Consider the following 15827-nt stretch of genomic DNA (forward strand, 5'->3'; position numbering starts at 1 on the left):
CCTGTGGGCGAACCTCGAAGGACGCACATAGCAAGCTTTTCAAGCTCTTGGGACAATATCCCGAGAAACCGATTCAATCAGGCGCCGTCGCCGAAGCGCAGGATCTCCTTGCCGTCCGCGCCTACCAGCACGAGCTTTCCGCTCTCGACGCGATACTTCTTGGCACGGCCAAGCGCCTCGAGGAACTTGTGCTCCTGATCCATCACAGGCTGGGGGCAGGCCATGAAGGTCGAGCCGAGCGGGCCGAAGGAAATTCCCTTGCCCTCGAAAGTCGCCTTGCCGAAAAAGTTGTTGCAGCCACCGCGGCCGGTCACCTTGCCGTCGACAGCGATGCGCATGGACGACTGCGGCGTGTCGAGCACGCCTGTGCCGCCAATGTCCTCGGCCACCCATTCGCGGTCGAAGATGTCGTCGGCCTTCTCCTCGCTCGCCTGGCTGACCATCTTGAGCACCATGCTTTGYGGGCCTGCGGTCAGCGGGTCGAGCGAATGGCGGACGTCATTGATGAACCACAAGCGGTCGTCGACTGTGATGCGGGCCTGGAGCGCGTAGCTCAAATTGGGCTGGATGGCCGCGGGATTGAAGGGAACGGAAAAATTGATCGGCACCTGGCCGGCAGGATCGATCTTTTGCTGACCGACAACGGTCGAGGGCGCGTCGGCCAGCGATACGTCGACCAATTGCACGGTGAGCACGGCATGCGGTGGCAGCGCGATACGCTCGCGGTAGAGCACCTCGCCCGTGATCGTCTTTTCTTCCGCCGTAGCCATTTCCGGGACAGCTAGAATGCCGACCAGCAGCGGCGCGAAGCCAAAGAGGATGAATTCTGCGAGCTTGCCAAGCATGGTTGTCTCCCCGGATGAAATGTCGCTACCGATCGAAGGTGCAAAGGATTGCGGTGGTTCCGTGGCCGCGAGCGCAGGTCGCGCCCACCTCAGGATTTCGCCCAGCGCGCGGCAGCGGCGTCGTCGCTTTCCTTGGCGTCGACCCAGCCGCCTTCACTGCCGTCGACGCGGTGCTCCTTCTTCCAGAAGGGAGCGCGCGATTTCAGATAATCCATCAGGAAGCTTGCCGCCTCGAACGCCGCCCGCCGGTGCTTGGACGCAGCGACCACCAGCACAATGTTTTCGCCGGGCTTGATGCGGCCGAAGCGGTGGATGGCGGTGATGCCGGCCAGGGGCCAACGTCCGATCGCCTCGTGGGCAATGCGCATGATCTCGGCTTCGGCCATGCCGGGATAATGTTCGAGCTCAAGCGCCGCGAGACTTCCGGCCTCGTCGCGGCACAGGCCGGTGAAGGTCACGACCGCGCCGACATCCGCCCTACCCTCAGTCAACAGCCCGATTTCCGCGGCGACATCAAAATCGGCCGCCTGGATGCGCACCATCGGCACGGCAGCGACCGTCATCGCTTCAGCCACCGGTCATCGGCGGAAACAGCGCGATCTCGGTTGCGCTTCCGATCAGTTCGCGGTGATCGACATGCTCCTGATTGATCGCGACGCGGATCACCTCGGGATGCTGCAATGCGCTTTCGAATTCCTCGCCGCGCGACTTGAGCCAAAGCAGCAGGTCAGAGACCGTCCTCACGTCGCTGGGCAGGTCGACGTCTTCTTCGGTCTTGCCAATCCGTTCGCGTACCCAGGCGAAATAGATGAGCTTGGTCATGCCTTCACTCGTCCATGATGTGCTTCAGGCCGGCGCGGAAATAGTCATAGCCGGTATATAGCGTCACAAGGGCTGCGATCCACAGCAGCACGAGGCCGATCTGGGTGGTGAGCGGGAAGATCTTGTCGCCCGCGGGGCCAGCCAGCAGGAACGCGATGGCCACCATCTGGATCGTCGTCTTCCATTTGGCAAGCTGGGTCACCGGCACGCTGACCTTGAGGGCGGCGAGATATTCGCGCAGGCCCGAGACAAGGATTTCGCGGCACAGGATGATGATTGCCGCCCACAGCGACCAGCCGGCGATGCCGCCACGATGGTCGGTGTCGGCAGCCAGCAAAAGCAGGCAGGTGGCGACCAGAAGCTTGTCGGCAATCGGGTCAAGCATCCGGCCGATGTTCGACGTCTGCTTCCAGGCGCGCGCCAGATAGCCATCGAGATAGTCGGTGAGGCTTGCGATCACAAAGATGGCAAGTGCGCTCCAGCGGGCAAAATCGCTCGATTTCAGAGTGCCCTCGAGGAAGAAGCAAAGCACGACAAGCGGTACGGCAATGATACGCGCATAGGTAAGCATGTTGGGCAGGTTGAATGCGCGCTGGGCCATGGTCTCTGTTGCTCTTTCGTCTGCCGTAGTGAAATCAGAATGGGGGGCTGGGGGTCAACTGCCTATCGGTAGTCCAGGTGAAGGCCGGACGACAATTATCGTTGATCACCCATTATCGTGAAAATGGTTGTAAACAAGGCGTGCGATGGATTCCGAAATGCCCTCGACGGCCATCAGATCGTCGACCGCCGCCCGGCTCACCGCCTTGGCGGTGCCGAAAGCCAGGAGCAGCGCGCGCTTGCGGCTCGGCCCTATACCGCCGATCTCGTCGAGCGGATTCTTGACCATCTCCTTCTTGCGCCGCGCCCGGTGCGAGCCGATGGCAAAGCGATGCGCCTCGTCGCGCAGGCGCTGGACGAAATAGAGCACGGGGTCGCGCACCGGCAGCGAGAACGAATCCTTGCCCTTGACGAAGAAACGCTCGCGTCCCGCTTCTCGGTCCTGCCCCTTGGCGACGCCGATCGCAACGACACGGTCCTCGATGCCGAGCTCGACGAGCATCGCTCGGACCGCGGTCATTTGACCCTGGCCGCCGTCAATAAGGATGACATCCGGCCAGGCCGGAAACGCGCCGGCATCCTCGACCTCGGCCGCGTCAGGCTGTTCGTCGCCGTGATCCTTGAGCAACCGGGAAAACCGCCGCTCCATGACCTCGCGCATCATGCCGAAATCGTCGCCGGGGGTGATGTCGGTCGAGCGGATGTTGAATTTGCGGTACTGGTTCTTGACGAAGCCTTCCGGCCCCGCGACCACCATGCCACCGACGGCATTGGTGCCCATGATGTGGGAATTGTCGTAGACTTCGATGCGCACCGGCGGCTTTTCCAGTCCAAAGGTCTGGGCGAACCCTTCCAGAAGCCGCGCCTGGGTTGACGTCTCGGCCAGCCTGCGCCCCAGCGCCTCGCGGGCGTTCTGTACGGCGTGGTCGACAATGTCCTTCTTCTCGCCGCGCTGCGGCACGGAGATCGCCACCTTGTGGCCGGCGCGGGTGGAAAGCGCTTCAGCCAAAAGCTCTTGCTCTTCGACCGCATGCGACAGCAGGATCGCGCGCGGACACGGCTTGTCGTCGTAGAACTGGGCCAGGAACGAGCCGAGCACTTCGGCGGCCTCCAGCGACGAATCAGCCTTGGGGAAGTAGGCGCGGTTGCCCCAGTTCTGGCCGGTGCGGAAGAAGAACACCTGGATGCCGGTCTGCCCCCCCTCCTGATGGATGGCGAAGACATCGGCCTCGTCGATGGTCTGCGGGTTGATGCCCTGGTGGCTCTGCACATGCGAGAGTGCCGCAAGACGGTCGCGATAGACGGCCGCGCGCTCGAAATCGAGTTCTTCGGCCGCCTGCTGCATCTGGCCCGAAATCTCGGTTTTCACCTTCTGGCTTCGGCCCGAGAGGAAATCCTTCGCCTCGCTGACCAGTTCGGCATAGCCCTCTGCCGAAATCTCGCCGGTGCAAGGTGCGGCACAGCGCTTGATCTGGAACAGCAGGCACGGCCGGGTGCGGTTTTCGAAGAACGAGTCCGTGCAGCTGCGCAAAAGGAAGGCGCGCTGCAGCGAATTGATGGTGCGGCCCACCGCCTGCGCCGACGCAAACGGCCCGAAATAATCGCCACCCTTATGCGAGCGCGCGCCGCGATGCTTGTAGATACCCGGCGCCGCATGGCCGCTGGTGAGCATGATATAGGGGAACGACTTGTCGTCGCGCATCAGTACGTTGAAGCGCGGGCGCAGGCGCTTGATGAGGTTCGCTTCGAGCAGCAAAGCCTCGATCTCGGTGCGGGTGACAACGAACTCCATCGTCGCCGTCTCGCGCACCATCTTGCCGATTCGGTTGGTGTGGAAACGCCCTTGCGCGTAGTTGGTGACGCGCTTCTTGAGACTGCGCGCCTTGCCTACATACAGCACGTCGCCGGCGGCATTCATCATGCGATAGACGCCCGGCGCATTGGGCAGCCGCTTGACCAGCGTCTGGATCACCTCGGCGCCGACCATGCCGTCCGCGTCGCCGGCGTGCGCTGTCCAGTCTATGGCGGTGAAAGGCAGATCCGCACCGCTGGGCGCAACAATCTCGTCCACCGCCTCGTCGTCATCGAGCTCGGTGTCGGGCATGTCTTCGGCAGCCTTGCCGCCTTTTCCGGGGCTAGGCTTGGTGTCGGATTGGCGAGGACTCATTCCACCATGCCTGTCACATCGGGCGTCTGCCAGGCAAGATGCTGGCCGCCATCGAGTGCAATCATTTGGCCAGTGACCGAGCGCGCCTGCCAGAGGTAACGGATCGTCGCACCGAATTCGCCAAGTGCTGGCCCCCGCTTCAGCAGCAGCCCGTCGAGCTGCGCGCCAAAGGCTGCAGCGTCCTGGCGCGAACTCGGCAGCGTCGGGCCAGGACCGATGGCATTGACGCGGATGCGCGGCGCCAGCGCCTGGGCCATCGTTTTGGTCGCGGCCCAAAGTGCCGCCTTCGACAGCGAATAAGAGAAATATTGCGGTGTCGGCTTGAGCACGCGCTGGTCGATCATGTTGACGATCAGCCCCTCGGCGCCTTCTGGCAACGCCGCGGCGAAATTCTTCGCCAGCAGTGCGGGCGCCTTCACATGCAGGGCAAAATGCCTGTCCCAGGCCTCCCAGCCGAAATCAGTCACCGAATCGCCTTCGAAGACAGAGGCGTTGTTGACCAGCAGCGTTATTGGCCCAAGCGCTGCCTCGGCCTCCGAAAGCAGCGCGTCGACGGCAACCATGTCGGCAAGGTCGGCCTGCACGACCACTGCTCGTCCACCATTTGCCTTGATCGTCGCTGCGAGGTCGTCGGCTGCCGCGCGGGCGCGGTTGCAATGGATGGCGACGCCAAAGCCATGCGCGGCAAGGTCTTCCACGATAGCGCGGCCGATACGCTTGGCCCCACCCGTCACCAGCACATTGCCCGCCATCTTCGCCATCCAGTCGTCCTCTCATGCTATCTGCCAGCTTCCGTTGAGGCAGGTGCGGCCACCCTTTTTGGTAACCTTTGTAAAAAGCCGTTCATCGATCTGTCCGCAATGTGGCGAAGGCCTTCGGCGCCCTCCAAAACACTGCCCGCGAACCATGCCGGCAAGCGAGATATAGAACGCCCAACCCCTTGTACCAAGCGGCTTGCGGCAAATGGTCAGCAAAGCTCCTGACAAGGTTGTTGCAATAGCGCAACGTCACGCTTCAGCCTCATTTGCGCCCGGCAATCACCTCACTTCAGGTTCGGTTCAGCCGCATTTCGACACGACATTCAGCACTGTTCGGCGCCACTACCGTTTCTCCCCCCGGACGGTTCATCAAGGGCGCCATTTCGAAAAAAGAGCCAGTGTTCAGTTGGCTTAAGGAGTGAAATTATGACTGCCATTCTCAAGCACGCCCGTCCCCTCGCGGCGGCTTTCGGCCTGATCGCCCTGGCGGCTATGCCTGCATTCGCAGCCGACGTCGTCATGGAAGAGCCGCCAGCACCTTCCGCCCCGATGGTGCAGCCCCCGCTCAACACGTGGTCGGGCCCCTACGCCGGTGTCTCGCTCGGTTATGGCTTCAGCGGCGACGCGAATGACAAGACCTTCAACAACGAGATTGGCACGAGCGGCTTCGTTGGCGGCGCATTCGGCGGCTACAACTACCAGATGGAAAACTTCGTCATCGGTGGCGAAGCCGATCTCGGCTACAACGGCGTGGAAGGCGACAATGCTGGAATGTCCGTGAAGGGCGGCCTCGAAGGCTCGCTGCGCGCTCGTCTGGGTTATGTCGTCACGCCTGACATCCTGGTCTACGGTACGGCCGGTGGTGCTGGCTCGCAGGTCAAGGTCACGGACGTCGTCGGCAACAGCGAGTCCAACACCGCTCTCGGCTGGACGGCCGGCGTCGGCACCGACATCAAGCTGACCGAGTCGGTCTTCGGCCGCGTCGAGTACCGCTACACCGACCTCGGCACCGACAGCTACAACCTCGGTGGTACCAACCACGACGTGTCGTACAAGGATCACCGCGTCACGTTCGGCGTCGGTATGAAGTTCTGATCCTCAGGATCACAACAAACGAAAAAGCCGGGCTCGCGCCCGGCTTTTTTGTTGTTTGAACCGGCTACGCCTGCGGGATGATAGCTTTCAGTTCCGGGAATTTTTCATCGAAACGCGCAGCCCAGCGCTTGAGACGCGGGCGGYCCTTGTCCCACTTGCCGGCGAAGCGAAGCTCCATGTAGGCGATGGCGGTGCGCAGCGCGATCTGGCCGGCTCCGATCGACTTCGACAGCTTCGGCGGGTTGGCATTGAGCAGGTCAAGCGCGCGTGCAGCCTTTGCCCACTGCTTGTCGAGCCAGGGCTGATGCACCAGTTCTTCAGGCCGCGACCGGCGCTCATAGACAATCGCCAGCAGGCAATCGCAGATGCCGTCGGCGATTGCTTCCAGCCGCTCGGCTTCAAGCCGCTTTTCGGCGTTGCGCGGGAACAGCTTGTTGCCCGAAAGCCGGTTCAGATATTGCGTGATCACCCGGCTGTCGTAGATGCCGTCGCCCTCATCGGTGATCCACACAGGGATCTTGCCCAGCGGATTGGCATCGGTCAGCAACGCCGGCTGGGCGGCCGTGTCGACAATCACCGCCTCAAAGGCGATGCCGGCATAGGTGGCTGCCAAACGCACCTTGGCGCTGTAGGGCGAAGTGGCGGAATAAAGAAGCTTCGGCATGATACGGGTCCCTTTTGGCGAGGACCATATTCCGCGCGATTTTCGCCAGCAACGCGGCGTAGCGCTAAATCAGCGGCCACGCACAGGCGGCATCACCACCTTGTCGAGCCGGCAGGCGCGCCGCTCGATTTCCGGGCAGGCACGGAAGTCGAGATCCTTGGTCATGCAGATGCGCACCTCCTGCAGATAGCGCCGGTCGCAGGCGACCGCGATACCATCCGCCCTCATCGCTGGGTTCGATTGCAAGAAGGCGCGTTCGGCCTGCCCTGGCGGCAAGGTGCGATAGGCATCGAGCCGCTTGAACTCGGCGGGAATCTCGACCTTTTGCCGCGCTGCGCGCAGCATCCTGAAATAGTCGTCCTGGCTGAGGCCCGAGCAGGTGCCATGCTTGCGCCATTGGTGGCGAATCAAGCCGGCCGAAGGCATCAGATCGTACAGCCCGCGCAGCTTATCTCCCGAGACGTCTCTGTCATTGGTCTGGCAATCCTGTGGATAGCCGCGCTCATATTGCGGCCACAGGCCATGGACCACGAAGGCATAGGGCCTGCCGGCACGGCATTGCTGGCCATTGGCCTGCTCGCCCTCGGCCTCGCAATAGCTAGGAGACCACGATAGCGACAAAACGTAGAAGTCGAAGCCCTGCCCTCTGGGAACAACCGCTTCAGACGAAGCGGGCGGCTTGGTTTCACTGGACTTTTCCTCGGCCGGCTTGCAAGCGGCAAACACGAGCAGCGCGGCAAACGCGAATACCGGCCGCCGCGCCGACAATCTCATGCTAAATCTAGCCTGCCTCAGCGCAGTACGCGGCAACCAGCTTGATCGCCATTATAGCCACCATTGTAGACGTACCAGCGATCGAAGCCCGCGACGCAGAACTCGACATTGTCGCCGATCGAGGCAAAGCCCATGCCTTCCTCGACAAGGTACCAGATGCTGCGGTCACGACCGTCCGACAGCGTCACCGTGGCGCCGCAATAGGTGCGGCCGATGGGGTGGTCTTCGTTGGCCGGCTCATAGCGGGACGCATAGATGCGCTGGAAATTGCTGATGCCGACCTGAGGCAGGTTTGGCACGTTGCGCACCTGATGACTGAAACGGCTGGTGATGCGATTCAGCACCCAGGCATTGCCGCACAATCCGGAATAGGCGGAATTGTCGGAATAGACCGCCATATCCGCGGCCTGCACCGAGGCTGTGCCGAGCCCGGCCGCTCCAAGTCCGATGATTGCGGCAAAGATGCTGCTGGCGATGCGACTCATGGTTCCCACTCCAAAGGCTGGTGCAACCTAGTTTGCGGCTTCGCCGCGTTCTGGTCAAGAAGCCGCCGTTTCGCCCGCGAGCCACTCGACCGACCAGCTGGCGCCCGCGCCCTCCGCAAGAATCTTATTCAGCACGGGCAGCATCGTGCGCAGCTCGCCTTCCAGTTGATAAGGCGGGTTCACCATCACCATGCCGGTGCCATCGAGCCTGGGCTCGGAGGAAGGCGGGCGGATATAGAATTCGATATCCAAGATCTTGGGAATGCCGGCGTCAGCAAGTCCTTCGCGGAACGCCGCCACCGCCTTGCGATCCTTGACCGGATACCACAGCGCGAAGATACCGCCCGGCCAGCGCCGGTGCGCCTTCCTGAGTCCGTCGACCAGACGGTCAAACTCACCGCCGATCTCGAAAGGCGGATCGACCAGCACCAGCCCGCGCTTTTCCTTCGGCGGCAGATGCGCGCCAAGTGCCAGCCAGCCGTCCAATTCGGTGACGCGGGTCTGGAAATCGCCTTCAAATTGCGCAGCCAGCGTCTTTGCATCTTCGGGATGCAGTTCGATTGCCGACAGCCGGTCCTGCTTGCGCAGCAGATGCCGGGCGATCAGCGGTGAGCCGGGATAGTTTTCGACACCGCCCCCGGCGTTTACCGCACGCACGGCATCGAGATAGGGCGCAAGCAGTTCCGCAGCCTCTGCCGGAAGCTTCGCCTCGATCAACCGTCCGATGCCGTCATGCCATTCGCCCGTCTTGCGCGCTTGTTCCGAAGAAAGATCGTAAAGGCCGATGCCGGCATGGGTGTCGATGACCCGAAACGCCTTGTCCTTGCGCTTGAGATATTCGATCAGCCGGGCGAGCACGGCGTGCTTGACCACGTCGGCAAAGTTTCCGGCATGATAGACGTGGCGATAATTCATGATTTGTCTGTGCCCCTGCCCCAGCGTGGCGCCGGTGGCTGCGAATTCGGGTTTTCAGGGCGACCGCCGCCGCGTCGCAGCGACAGCACCAGGCCGATGAAGCCGATCGCCATCAGCGAAATGCCGACAGGCTGGGCGCGCGCGTCGGCCTCGCCACCGCCTGAGCGCAAGATGAGGTCGACGCGCTGGATCTGGACATTATCGGCATCGCCCTGGCCGATGACGAACCGATAGGTTCCCGGCTGCACATCGCGGATCAGGCCAGCGTCATCGCGAAAAATCGGATCGGGYAGCTGCGGGCTGCGCTCGCGCGGCGTGGTGTCTTGGAAATTCAGCGCCTGGGCCAGGACCGTTTCGCCATGCGTCGACGCCGTGATCGTCAGCACGGCGCGGGCAGGCGTCACCGCTGGCGGCGCCAATGTCGTCAGGTCGACAAGCACCCGCACCGGCGCATCGGCCGTCGCCAGCGCCACCTCGACAGGGCGAAACCCGCTCGCGCGATCATAGGCGCGATAGGTGCCGATCTCGTGGCCAGTGAAATTGGTGGTGGCCCAAGGGTAGATGATGCCGAGGCCGGCGCCGGCAAGCAGGATGAGAAGAAACAGGAACCGCATGGTGCTCGATACTCTGTGGCCGCCATCTAACCAATGCGGCGGGCGGACGGACAACGTCTCTCCTACTACGGCTTTTGCCCGGCGCCGGAAAGTGCAGCCCCAAGCTTTGGAACCGGTCTCGCCGTCAAATTCTCGACGAATCTGCTGACCTCAGGCCTTGCGCTCCCAGCGCCGATCCGGCGTCTGCTGCCAGTAGGTGACGGTGTGGCCAGCGGCCTTCATCGTCTTCCAGTGTTCGCGCGCGCCTTCGAGCTGCGCCGCATCGTGGCCGTCGAACAGGAAGACCGCGCGCTGATAGGGCGCGATGTCGGGCGGCGATGCACCGTCGACCAGGAAACGGATTTCAGCCGCGTTCGGATTGTCCTCGCTAACCGTCAGCACCACAGGCTGATCGGCCGCATGCGCCTCTCGGTCGCTGCCATGTGCGAGGAACGAATCGTCGCGAAATGTCCACAAATGCGCATCGAGCGCATCGCGACGCTCCTCGGTGCCGGTCTGCACTACCGCTTTCCAGCCGCGCTGCAGGCTGCGTTCGAGCAAGCCCGGAAGGGCATCTTCGAGCGTCGACTCGGTCAGGTGGTAGAAAAGGACTTCGGCCATAGGGCAATGCTATGCCCCAATTCCACGCGGCGGTGAAGCGTCGCGCCGCGCCGGACAAGCCCGACGCGGCCGATTGTTGGATGCTCAGCCTTCGTAGTGGTCGCGCACCAGCCTATCGAGCAGCCGCACGCCGTAGCCCGAGGCCCAGGACTGGTTGATCTCGTTGGTCGGCGAGCCCATCGCGGTGCCGGCAATGTCGAGATGCGCCCACGGCGTTTCCTTGACGAAACGCTGCAGGAACTGTGCCGCCGTGATCGAGCCGCCATAACGGCCGCCGATGTTTTTCATGTCGGCGTTCTTGGAATCGATAAGCTTGTCGTAGTCGGAGCCGAGCGGCATGCGCCACAGCTTCTCCTGCGTCACCGTGCCCGAATCCGTCAGGCGGGTCGCCAGTTCGTCATTGTTGGAGAACAGGCCGGCATGACCCTGGCCAAGGGCCACCATGATCGCGCCGGTCAGCGTCGCCAGATTGACCATGAACTTCGGCTCGAAACGCTGGTTGCAGTACCAAAGCGCATCAGCGAGCACGAGGCGCCCTTCGGCGTCGGTGTTCAGCACTTCGATGGTCTGGCCCGACATCGAGGTGACGATGTCGCCGGGGCGCTGGGCGTTGCCGTCGACCATGTTTTCGACCAGGCCGATGATGCCGACCACATTGGCCTTGGCTTTGCGGGCGGCGAGCGCGTGCATCAGGCCGGTGACGGCGGCGGCACCGCCCATGTCGCCCTTCATGTCTTCCATGCCGGCCGCCGGCTTGATCGACACGCCACCCGAATCAAAGACCACCCCCTTGCCAACGAAGGCAATCGGTTTGTCCTTGGCCTTGCCGCCGTTCCACTGCATCACCGCCAGGCGCGGCGGGCGCACCGACCCCTGGGCGACGCCGAGCAGCGCGCCCATGCCGAGCTTCTTCATTTCCTTTTCGGTCAGGATCTCAACCTTGACGCCAAGCTTTTCGAGCTCCTTGGCTTGTGCGGCGAATTCCACCGGACCGAGCACATTGGCCGGCTCGTTGACGAGATCGCGGGCGAGCACCACGCCGCCGACGATGGCCTCGGCATCGGCGAAGGCCTTCTTGGCCGCTGCCGGATCGGCGCAATGGATCACGACCTTGGCCGGCTTCTTGTCGTCGGCCTTGCCGTCGCCATTGTCCTTCTTGGTCTTGTATTTGTCGAAGGTATAGGCCCGAAGCAGCACGCCGGCGGCAACGCCCGCGGCGGCAGCGCCATTGACCGCAACACCCGGAATGTCGAGAATCACCGCCACTTCGGTCGCCTTGCGCAATTGGGCCGCGAGCGCGCCGCCAAGCTTCAGCCAGGAATATTCGTCGAGTGCCGTGGTCTTGCCGACGCCGATAGTAACGAGCCGGTCAGCCGCCGTCCCCTCAGGTGCGAGGACTTCCACCACGCCGCCGAACTTGCCGGTGAAGTCGGCGATGGGGAAGGCACGGTCGAGCGTCTTGGCCGGATCACAGGCGAGCGCCGCATCGCTCAGGCCTCCATCTTCGGCGGAGAAGATGAAAATGGTGCCTTTTTTCGGCACACCCGGCTTTGCGAAACTGATCGACGGCTTAGAAGTCATGATATCCTGCTTTCGGATCCCGTTCTGATGGTGCGCGACATTTCGTCGTTTTCGAGAGTTTGGCAAGCCTCCCGTCATCTAGGCCAGCTATTGCTAAAGTTGAAATATTGTCAGAAACCTCGCGTTAACCACCTCTGTTCGGCCTTTCTTAGCCAATAGTGCCCAGACTCGAGCTTGGTGAGAGATGGTGCGGGAACAGTGTCGGCCTGAAGGGGCCAGTTGTGCCGGCTTGCCTTGGACTATATCTTAGACCCGCACCGGCCACGCGACATCCTGTCGGCCGGCCAAGTCGGAAACACGGAATCCTGATCATCGATGAAGGTTGTTGAGCGCTACATCCTGCGTCGTGCGTTCGTGGTTTTCATCGCCGCGCTGACTTGGACTTTGGCCATCGTCTGGACCACCCAGGTGCTCGGGCGAATCGACCTCGTCACCGACAGCGGCCAGTCGGCTCTGACCTTCTTTGAGGTGGCGGCACTTATCTTGCCCACCGTCATCCCCATCGTCGTGCCCTTTGCAGTGGTCATCGCTGTGGCGCTGACGCTAAGCACGATGAACAGCGATTCCGAGCTGGTGATTCTCAATGCCGCCGGCGCCTCGCGCCTGACGGTCATCCGTCCCATCCTCATCCTAGCGATCGGCGCAAGCCTGTTTTCCTTTGTCATCGACAACGTCGCCGAACCGATGGCGCGCCAGCGCAACCGCGAACTGATCGCCACTTCGCGCGCCGACCTTTTGTCGCTGATCATCCAGGAAGGAACGTTCCGCAAGGTCGATGAAGGTCTGTTTGTTCAGGTCGGCGAACGCCTGCCCAATGGCGGATTGGGCGGCATTTTCGTCGCCGATTCACGCGAACCGAATGTCGACCTCGTCTACTACGCCAAGGACGGCTCCTTCATCGAGCGGGACAGCAAGCAGATGCTGGTGATGAACGAAGGCGTGATCCACCGCAAGGCGCCGGGCGGCGAGGTGTCGGTGATCAGCTTCGATTCCTATGCCTTCGACCTCAGCGAATTCTCCGCTGCGGCCCAGGAGGTCACTATGGCGCCGAAGGATCGTTCAACAGCCTACCTGATGGACCCCTCGCACAGCGACAAATTCTATCAGCGCAATCCGCGGCTATTCACGGTCGAACTCGACCGCCGCTTCACCGAATGGTTCTATTCGATCGCCTTCGCGCTCATCGCACTTGCCGTGGCGGGCGACGCGCGTTCACACCGTGAAGCGCGCATCCATCCGCTCATCACCACGGTCACCATCGCGCTGTTCTTCCGCTGGCTCGGTTTCTTCGCCGGCAGCAAGGCCGAGACGGTGCCGTGGGTCAGCTACGTCATCTATGGCATTCCGATCGGCGCGTCATTGCTCGCCATCTGGTTCATCCGCAACAACCGCACCATGGAGCTGCCTGTCTCGGTCGCCGACCGCGTGGCGGCGATGGCGGCGCGCATCCGCGACAGGTTCACCGCCTTCCGCCTCAGGCTCGGCGGCGGCGCTTCCGGTCAGGGAGCGGCATGATGGGCTGGACACTCGGGCGCTATTTCCTGGTTCGCTATGCCGTCATCACGACATGGTTCTTCATCGGCATTTTCGCGCTGATCTTCATCATCGACGTCACTGAATTCTCCAGCAATGTCGGCAGCCTGCCGGGATTCAAGTTCAGCATGGCCCTTACTGTGTCGGCACTTCGCGTGCCGATGATCATGCAGCAGACAGTGCCGTTCGTGGCTCTGTTCAGCGCGATGGCGACACTTGTGTCGCTCAACCGTCGCTACGAGTTGGTGATCGCGCGCGCCGCCGGCATTTCGGCGTGGCAGTTCCTGCTGCCCTGCTGCATCGGCGCCCTGCTTTTCGGCATGATCACCGTAGGCATCCTCAACCCGATCGCGGCCCACGGTTTTTCGCGTGCCGAAAACATCGAATCCGAGCTGCGCTCGCGCCAGTCGAATTCGGTTTCGGCATTCTCTGCACCATGGCTGCGGCAGAAAGCAAACGGCACCGAAGTCATCATTGGCGCTCGTGCGGTCCTCAACCAGGGCCTGGAACTCGCAGACGCGGTGTTCTTCGTCTTCGACTCGAGCGGTAACATGGTCGAGCGCAAGGATGCCGAGCGAGCCTATCTGCGGGAAGGACATTGGGAACTCGTCAATGTCCGCAGCATGAAGGGCGCCGAGAACTTCACCTCTGAAAAGACCGACCAGGTACCAACCAATCTGAAGCCGGAATTCGTGCAGGAACGACTGGCGCGACCGGAAACGATTCCATTCTTCCAGCTGCCTGCAAAGATCGAAATTGCGCGTTCATTTGGCCTCAGGGCAAACGCATTCGCCATGCAATTTCATTCACTTGTCGCCCTTCCCTTCCTTCTGGTTGCGATGACTCTCATTGCTGCAACAGTGTCGATGCAATTTGCGAGGATGGGGCAGTCAGCAACGATGATTCTGGGTGGCGTCCTCGCTGGCTTTCTGCTTTATGTCGTTTCGGTTCTGGTCAAAGCATTTGGCAATGCGGGATTCGTGCCGACTTATATTGCGGCGTGGCTTCCAGTTGTCGTAGCAATGTTTTTCGGGGTGACTTTCCTGCTCTACAAGGAGGACGGTTAGTGAGGGGCGTAATGGCCAGCCGCAGGACGGCCCTTAGGGCACGCCTTTTCGGTGCGACCGCGCTCGCATCTCTGTTCGCGTGCGCGCTTCCGCTCGCTCCAGCGTTCGCTCAAACCGTCGCCGACCTCGCGCCCAGCGTGCCCGAAGGCTCGCAGATGCTGCTTGAGGCGGACACGCTCGTCTATGACAACGACGTTCAGACGGTGACAGCCGTCGGCGGCGTGCAGATCGATTATGCCGGCAACCGCCTCGTCGCCCAGCGCGTCACCTATGACCGCAAGACATCGCGCTTGGTAGCCAGCGGCAATGTCGCGATCGTCAATTCCGACGGCACCAAGATATTCTCGCAAGAAATCGACATCACCGACGACTTCGCCGACGGCTTCGTCAACGCGCTGCGCGTCGAAACCGTCGACAAGACCTATTTCGCCGCCGAAAGCGCCAAGCGCGAAGGCGGTGTGCTGACGACGTTCAACAACGGTGTCTACACGGCCTGCGCACCTTGCGAAAAAACGCCTGACAAGGCGCCGATCTGGCGCGTCAAGGCGCAGAAGATCATTTGGGACGGCCAGAAGAAGACCGTGCGCTTCGAGAACTCGAATTTCGAGTTCTTCGGCTTCCCCATCGCCTTCTTGCCGGCATTCGAAATCGCCGACCCGACAGTGAAGCGCAAAAGCGGCTTCCTGATGCCCAGCATCGGCTTCAAGAGCGACCTCGGTGCCGGCCTTACGATTCCTTACTATTTCGCGCTGTCGCCGACTTATGATCTCACCGTCAAAGGCACCGGCTATACCAAGCAGGGCTTCCTTGGCGAAGCAGAGTGGCGCCAGCGTTTCAACAACGGCGGGTACACCCTCAAGATCGCCGGCATCCACCAGATGAATCCGGACAAGTTCGACGTCAACACCGTCGACAGCGGGCCTGTCGGCGACCCGAACAAGCTGCGTGGCATGGTCGGCACGAAAGGCCGTTTCGACCTCAATCCGCGATGGGCGTTCGGTTGGGATATTCTCGCACAGACCGACAAGAATTTTTCGCGCACCTACAATATCGATGGTTTTTCCGACAGCACGCATCGCTCGGAAGTCTATCTCACCGGCCTGAACGACCGTAACTATTTCGACCTGCGCGCCATGCGCTTCGACGTTCAGGAAGAGGTGCTCGACAGCGATCCCACGGCTCGAGCCGACAAGCAGCCGTGGGTGCTGCCGACGCTCGATTACGCCTATATCCCTGATATGCCGGTGGCCGGTGGCGAGCTTTCCTTCGACGTCAATGCACGCGTCCTCCAGCGCTCGGAACTCGAT

At 61.9% G+C, this 15827-nt stretch carries 17 protein-coding genes; 4 read left to right on the forward strand and 13 right to left on the reverse strand.

The features are described from left to right. Positions 1 to 77 precede the first annotated feature (77 nt). From AC1DUU_RS08325 to AC1DUU_RS08350, 6 genes are all read right to left on the reverse strand, one after another. Positions 78 to 845, reverse strand: a complete 768-nt coding sequence (locus tag AC1DUU_RS08325) for a YbaY family lipoprotein (RefSeq protein WP_476782949.1) — start codon at positions 843 to 845, stop codon at positions 78 to 80. Positions 846 to 934: 89 nt separating this feature from the next. Then, positions 935 to 1408, reverse strand: coding sequence for a molybdenum cofactor biosynthesis protein MoaE (locus tag AC1DUU_RS08330; RefSeq protein ID WP_476782950.1), 474 nt, complete (start codon positions 1406 to 1408; stop codon positions 935 to 937). Between the two features lie 4 nt (positions 1409 to 1412). After that, positions 1413 to 1667 (reverse strand): molybdopterin converting factor subunit 1, encoded by a 255-nt coding sequence (gene moaD / locus AC1DUU_RS08335; protein WP_476782951.1) that lies wholly within the window; start codon positions 1665 to 1667, stop codon positions 1413 to 1415. A gap of 4 nt (positions 1668 to 1671) precedes the next feature. After that, a complete protein-coding gene (pgsA, locus tag AC1DUU_RS08340) occupies positions 1672 to 2268 on the reverse strand; it encodes a CDP-diacylglycerol--glycerol-3-phosphate 3-phosphatidyltransferase (protein ID WP_476782952.1) in 597 nt (198 codons plus the stop codon). A 105-nt stretch (positions 2269 to 2373) separates the two neighbouring features. After that, positions 2374 to 4434 (reverse strand): excinuclease ABC subunit UvrC, encoded by a 2061-nt coding sequence (gene uvrC / locus AC1DUU_RS08345; RefSeq protein ID WP_476782953.1) that lies wholly within the window; start codon positions 4432 to 4434, stop codon positions 2374 to 2376. Continuing rightward, on the reverse strand, positions 4431 to 5195 hold the full coding sequence (locus AC1DUU_RS08350) for an SDR family oxidoreductase (protein ID WP_476782954.1): 765 nt from the start codon (positions 5193 to 5195) through the stop codon (positions 4431 to 4433). Before AC1DUU_RS08350 ends, uvrC begins: the two co-directional genes overlap by 4 nt. A gap of 423 nt (positions 5196 to 5618) precedes the next feature. On the opposite strand from AC1DUU_RS08350, the gene AC1DUU_RS08355 reads away from it, so the two are divergent. After that, the gene (locus AC1DUU_RS08355; protein ID WP_476782955.1) at positions 5619 to 6287 is read left to right on the forward strand and encodes an outer membrane protein; all 669 of its coding nucleotides are present in this window, start codon (positions 5619 to 5621) and stop codon (positions 6285 to 6287) included. 64 nt (positions 6288 to 6351) lie between these two features. On the opposite strand, the gene AC1DUU_RS08360 is transcribed toward AC1DUU_RS08355, so the two are convergent. From AC1DUU_RS08360 to AC1DUU_RS08390, 7 genes are all read right to left on the reverse strand, one after another. Further along, positions 6352 to 6951 carry a glutathione S-transferase family protein gene (locus AC1DUU_RS08360; protein ID WP_476782956.1) on the reverse strand — a complete coding sequence of 200 codons (600 nt, stop codon included), beginning with the start codon at positions 6949 to 6951 and terminating at the stop codon, positions 6352 to 6354. Positions 6952 to 7020: 69 nt separating this feature from the next. Continuing rightward, positions 7021 to 7725, reverse strand: coding sequence for a ribonuclease T2 family protein (locus tag AC1DUU_RS08365; RefSeq protein ID WP_476782957.1), 705 nt, complete (start codon positions 7723 to 7725; stop codon positions 7021 to 7023). Between the two features lie 17 nt (positions 7726 to 7742). Continuing rightward, positions 7743 to 8210 carry a hypothetical protein gene (locus AC1DUU_RS08370; RefSeq protein WP_476782958.1) on the reverse strand — a complete coding sequence of 156 codons (468 nt, stop codon included), beginning with the start codon at positions 8208 to 8210 and terminating at the stop codon, positions 7743 to 7745. A gap of 54 nt (positions 8211 to 8264) precedes the next feature. Next, positions 8265 to 9125: a 23S rRNA (adenine(2030)-N(6))-methyltransferase RlmJ gene (locus AC1DUU_RS08375; protein WP_476782959.1), complete on the reverse strand. Its 861-nt coding sequence runs from the start codon at positions 9123 to 9125 to the stop codon at positions 8265 to 8267. Next, complete coding sequence (locus tag AC1DUU_RS08380) at positions 9122 to 9739, reverse strand: hypothetical protein (protein WP_476782960.1); 618 nt, start codon at positions 9737 to 9739, stop codon at positions 9122 to 9124. The genes AC1DUU_RS08375 and AC1DUU_RS08380 overlap by 4 nt, the downstream gene beginning before the upstream one ends. A 150-nt stretch (positions 9740 to 9889) precedes the next feature. Beyond that, positions 9890 to 10339: a DNA polymerase III subunit chi gene (locus AC1DUU_RS08385; protein WP_476782961.1), complete on the reverse strand. Its 450-nt coding sequence runs from the start codon at positions 10337 to 10339 to the stop codon at positions 9890 to 9892. A gap of 84 nt (positions 10340 to 10423) precedes the next feature. Next, positions 10424 to 11920, reverse strand: a complete 1497-nt coding sequence (locus AC1DUU_RS08390; RefSeq protein ID WP_476782962.1) for a leucyl aminopeptidase — start codon at positions 11918 to 11920, stop codon at positions 10424 to 10426. A 315-nt stretch (positions 11921 to 12235) separates the two neighbouring features. Between AC1DUU_RS08390 and lptF the strand changes: the two genes are divergently transcribed. From lptF to AC1DUU_RS08405, 3 genes are all read left to right on the forward strand, one after another. Next, positions 12236 to 13435 carry an LPS export ABC transporter permease LptF gene (gene lptF / locus AC1DUU_RS08395; protein WP_476782963.1) on the forward strand — a complete coding sequence of 400 codons (1200 nt, stop codon included), beginning with the start codon at positions 12236 to 12238 and terminating at the stop codon, positions 13433 to 13435. Then, positions 13432 to 14520 (forward strand): LPS export ABC transporter permease LptG, encoded by a 1089-nt coding sequence (gene lptG / locus AC1DUU_RS08400; RefSeq protein WP_476782964.1) that lies wholly within the window; start codon positions 13432 to 13434, stop codon positions 14518 to 14520. Before lptF ends, lptG begins: the two co-directional genes overlap by 4 nt. Before the next feature lie 11 nt (positions 14521 to 14531). Continuing rightward, positions 14532 to 15827 (forward strand): LPS-assembly protein LptD (locus tag AC1DUU_RS08405; protein WP_476782965.1); only part of this gene is annotated, 1296 nt, incomplete at its 3' end.

The sequence above is a fragment of the Aminobacter sp. P4_H6_2 genome (assembly GCF_056400805.1).

Coding starts and splice junctions, on each gene's coding strand:
- moaD (WP_476782951.1), bottom strand. CDS start 1,667: ATGACCAAGCTCATCTATTTCGCCTGGGTACGCGAACGGATTGGCAAG.
- AC1DUU_RS08375 (WP_476782959.1), bottom strand. CDS start 9,125: ATGAATTATCGCCACGTCTATCATGCCGGAAACTTTGCCGACGTGGTC.
- AC1DUU_RS08385 (WP_476782961.1), bottom strand. CDS start 10,339: ATGGCCGAAGTCCTTTTCTACCACCTGACCGAGTCGACGCTCGAAGAT.
- AC1DUU_RS08365 (WP_476782957.1), bottom strand. CDS start 7,725: ATGAGATTGTCGGCGCGGCGGCCGGTATTCGCGTTTGCCGCGCTGCTC.
- AC1DUU_RS08350 (WP_476782954.1), bottom strand. CDS start 5,195: ATGGCGAAGATGGCGGGCAATGTGCTGGTGACGGGTGGGGCCAAGCGT.
- AC1DUU_RS08330 (WP_476782950.1), bottom strand. CDS start 1,408: ATGACGGTCGCTGCCGTGCCGATGGTGCGCATCCAGGCGGCCGATTTT.
- uvrC (WP_476782953.1), bottom strand. CDS start 4,434: ATGAGTCCTCGCCAATCCGACACCAAGCCTAGCCCCGGAAAAGGCGGC.
- AC1DUU_RS08370 (WP_476782958.1), bottom strand. CDS start 8,210: ATGAGTCGCATCGCCAGCAGCATCTTTGCCGCAATCATCGGACTTGGA.
- lptG (WP_476782964.1), top strand. CDS start 13,432: ATGATGGGCTGGACACTCGGGCGCTATTTCCTGGTTCGCTATGCCGTC.
- lptF (WP_476782963.1), top strand. CDS start 12,236: ATGAAGGTTGTTGAGCGCTACATCCTGCGTCGTGCGTTCGTGGTTTTC.
- pgsA (WP_476782952.1), bottom strand. CDS start 2,268: ATGGCCCAGCGCGCATTCAACCTGCCCAACATGCTTACCTATGCGCGT.
- AC1DUU_RS08355 (WP_476782955.1), top strand. CDS start 5,619: ATGACTGCCATTCTCAAGCACGCCCGTCCCCTCGCGGCGGCTTTCGGC.
- AC1DUU_RS08390 (WP_476782962.1), bottom strand. CDS start 11,920: ATGACTTCTAAGCCGTCGATCAGTTTCGCAAAGCCGGGTGTGCCGAAA.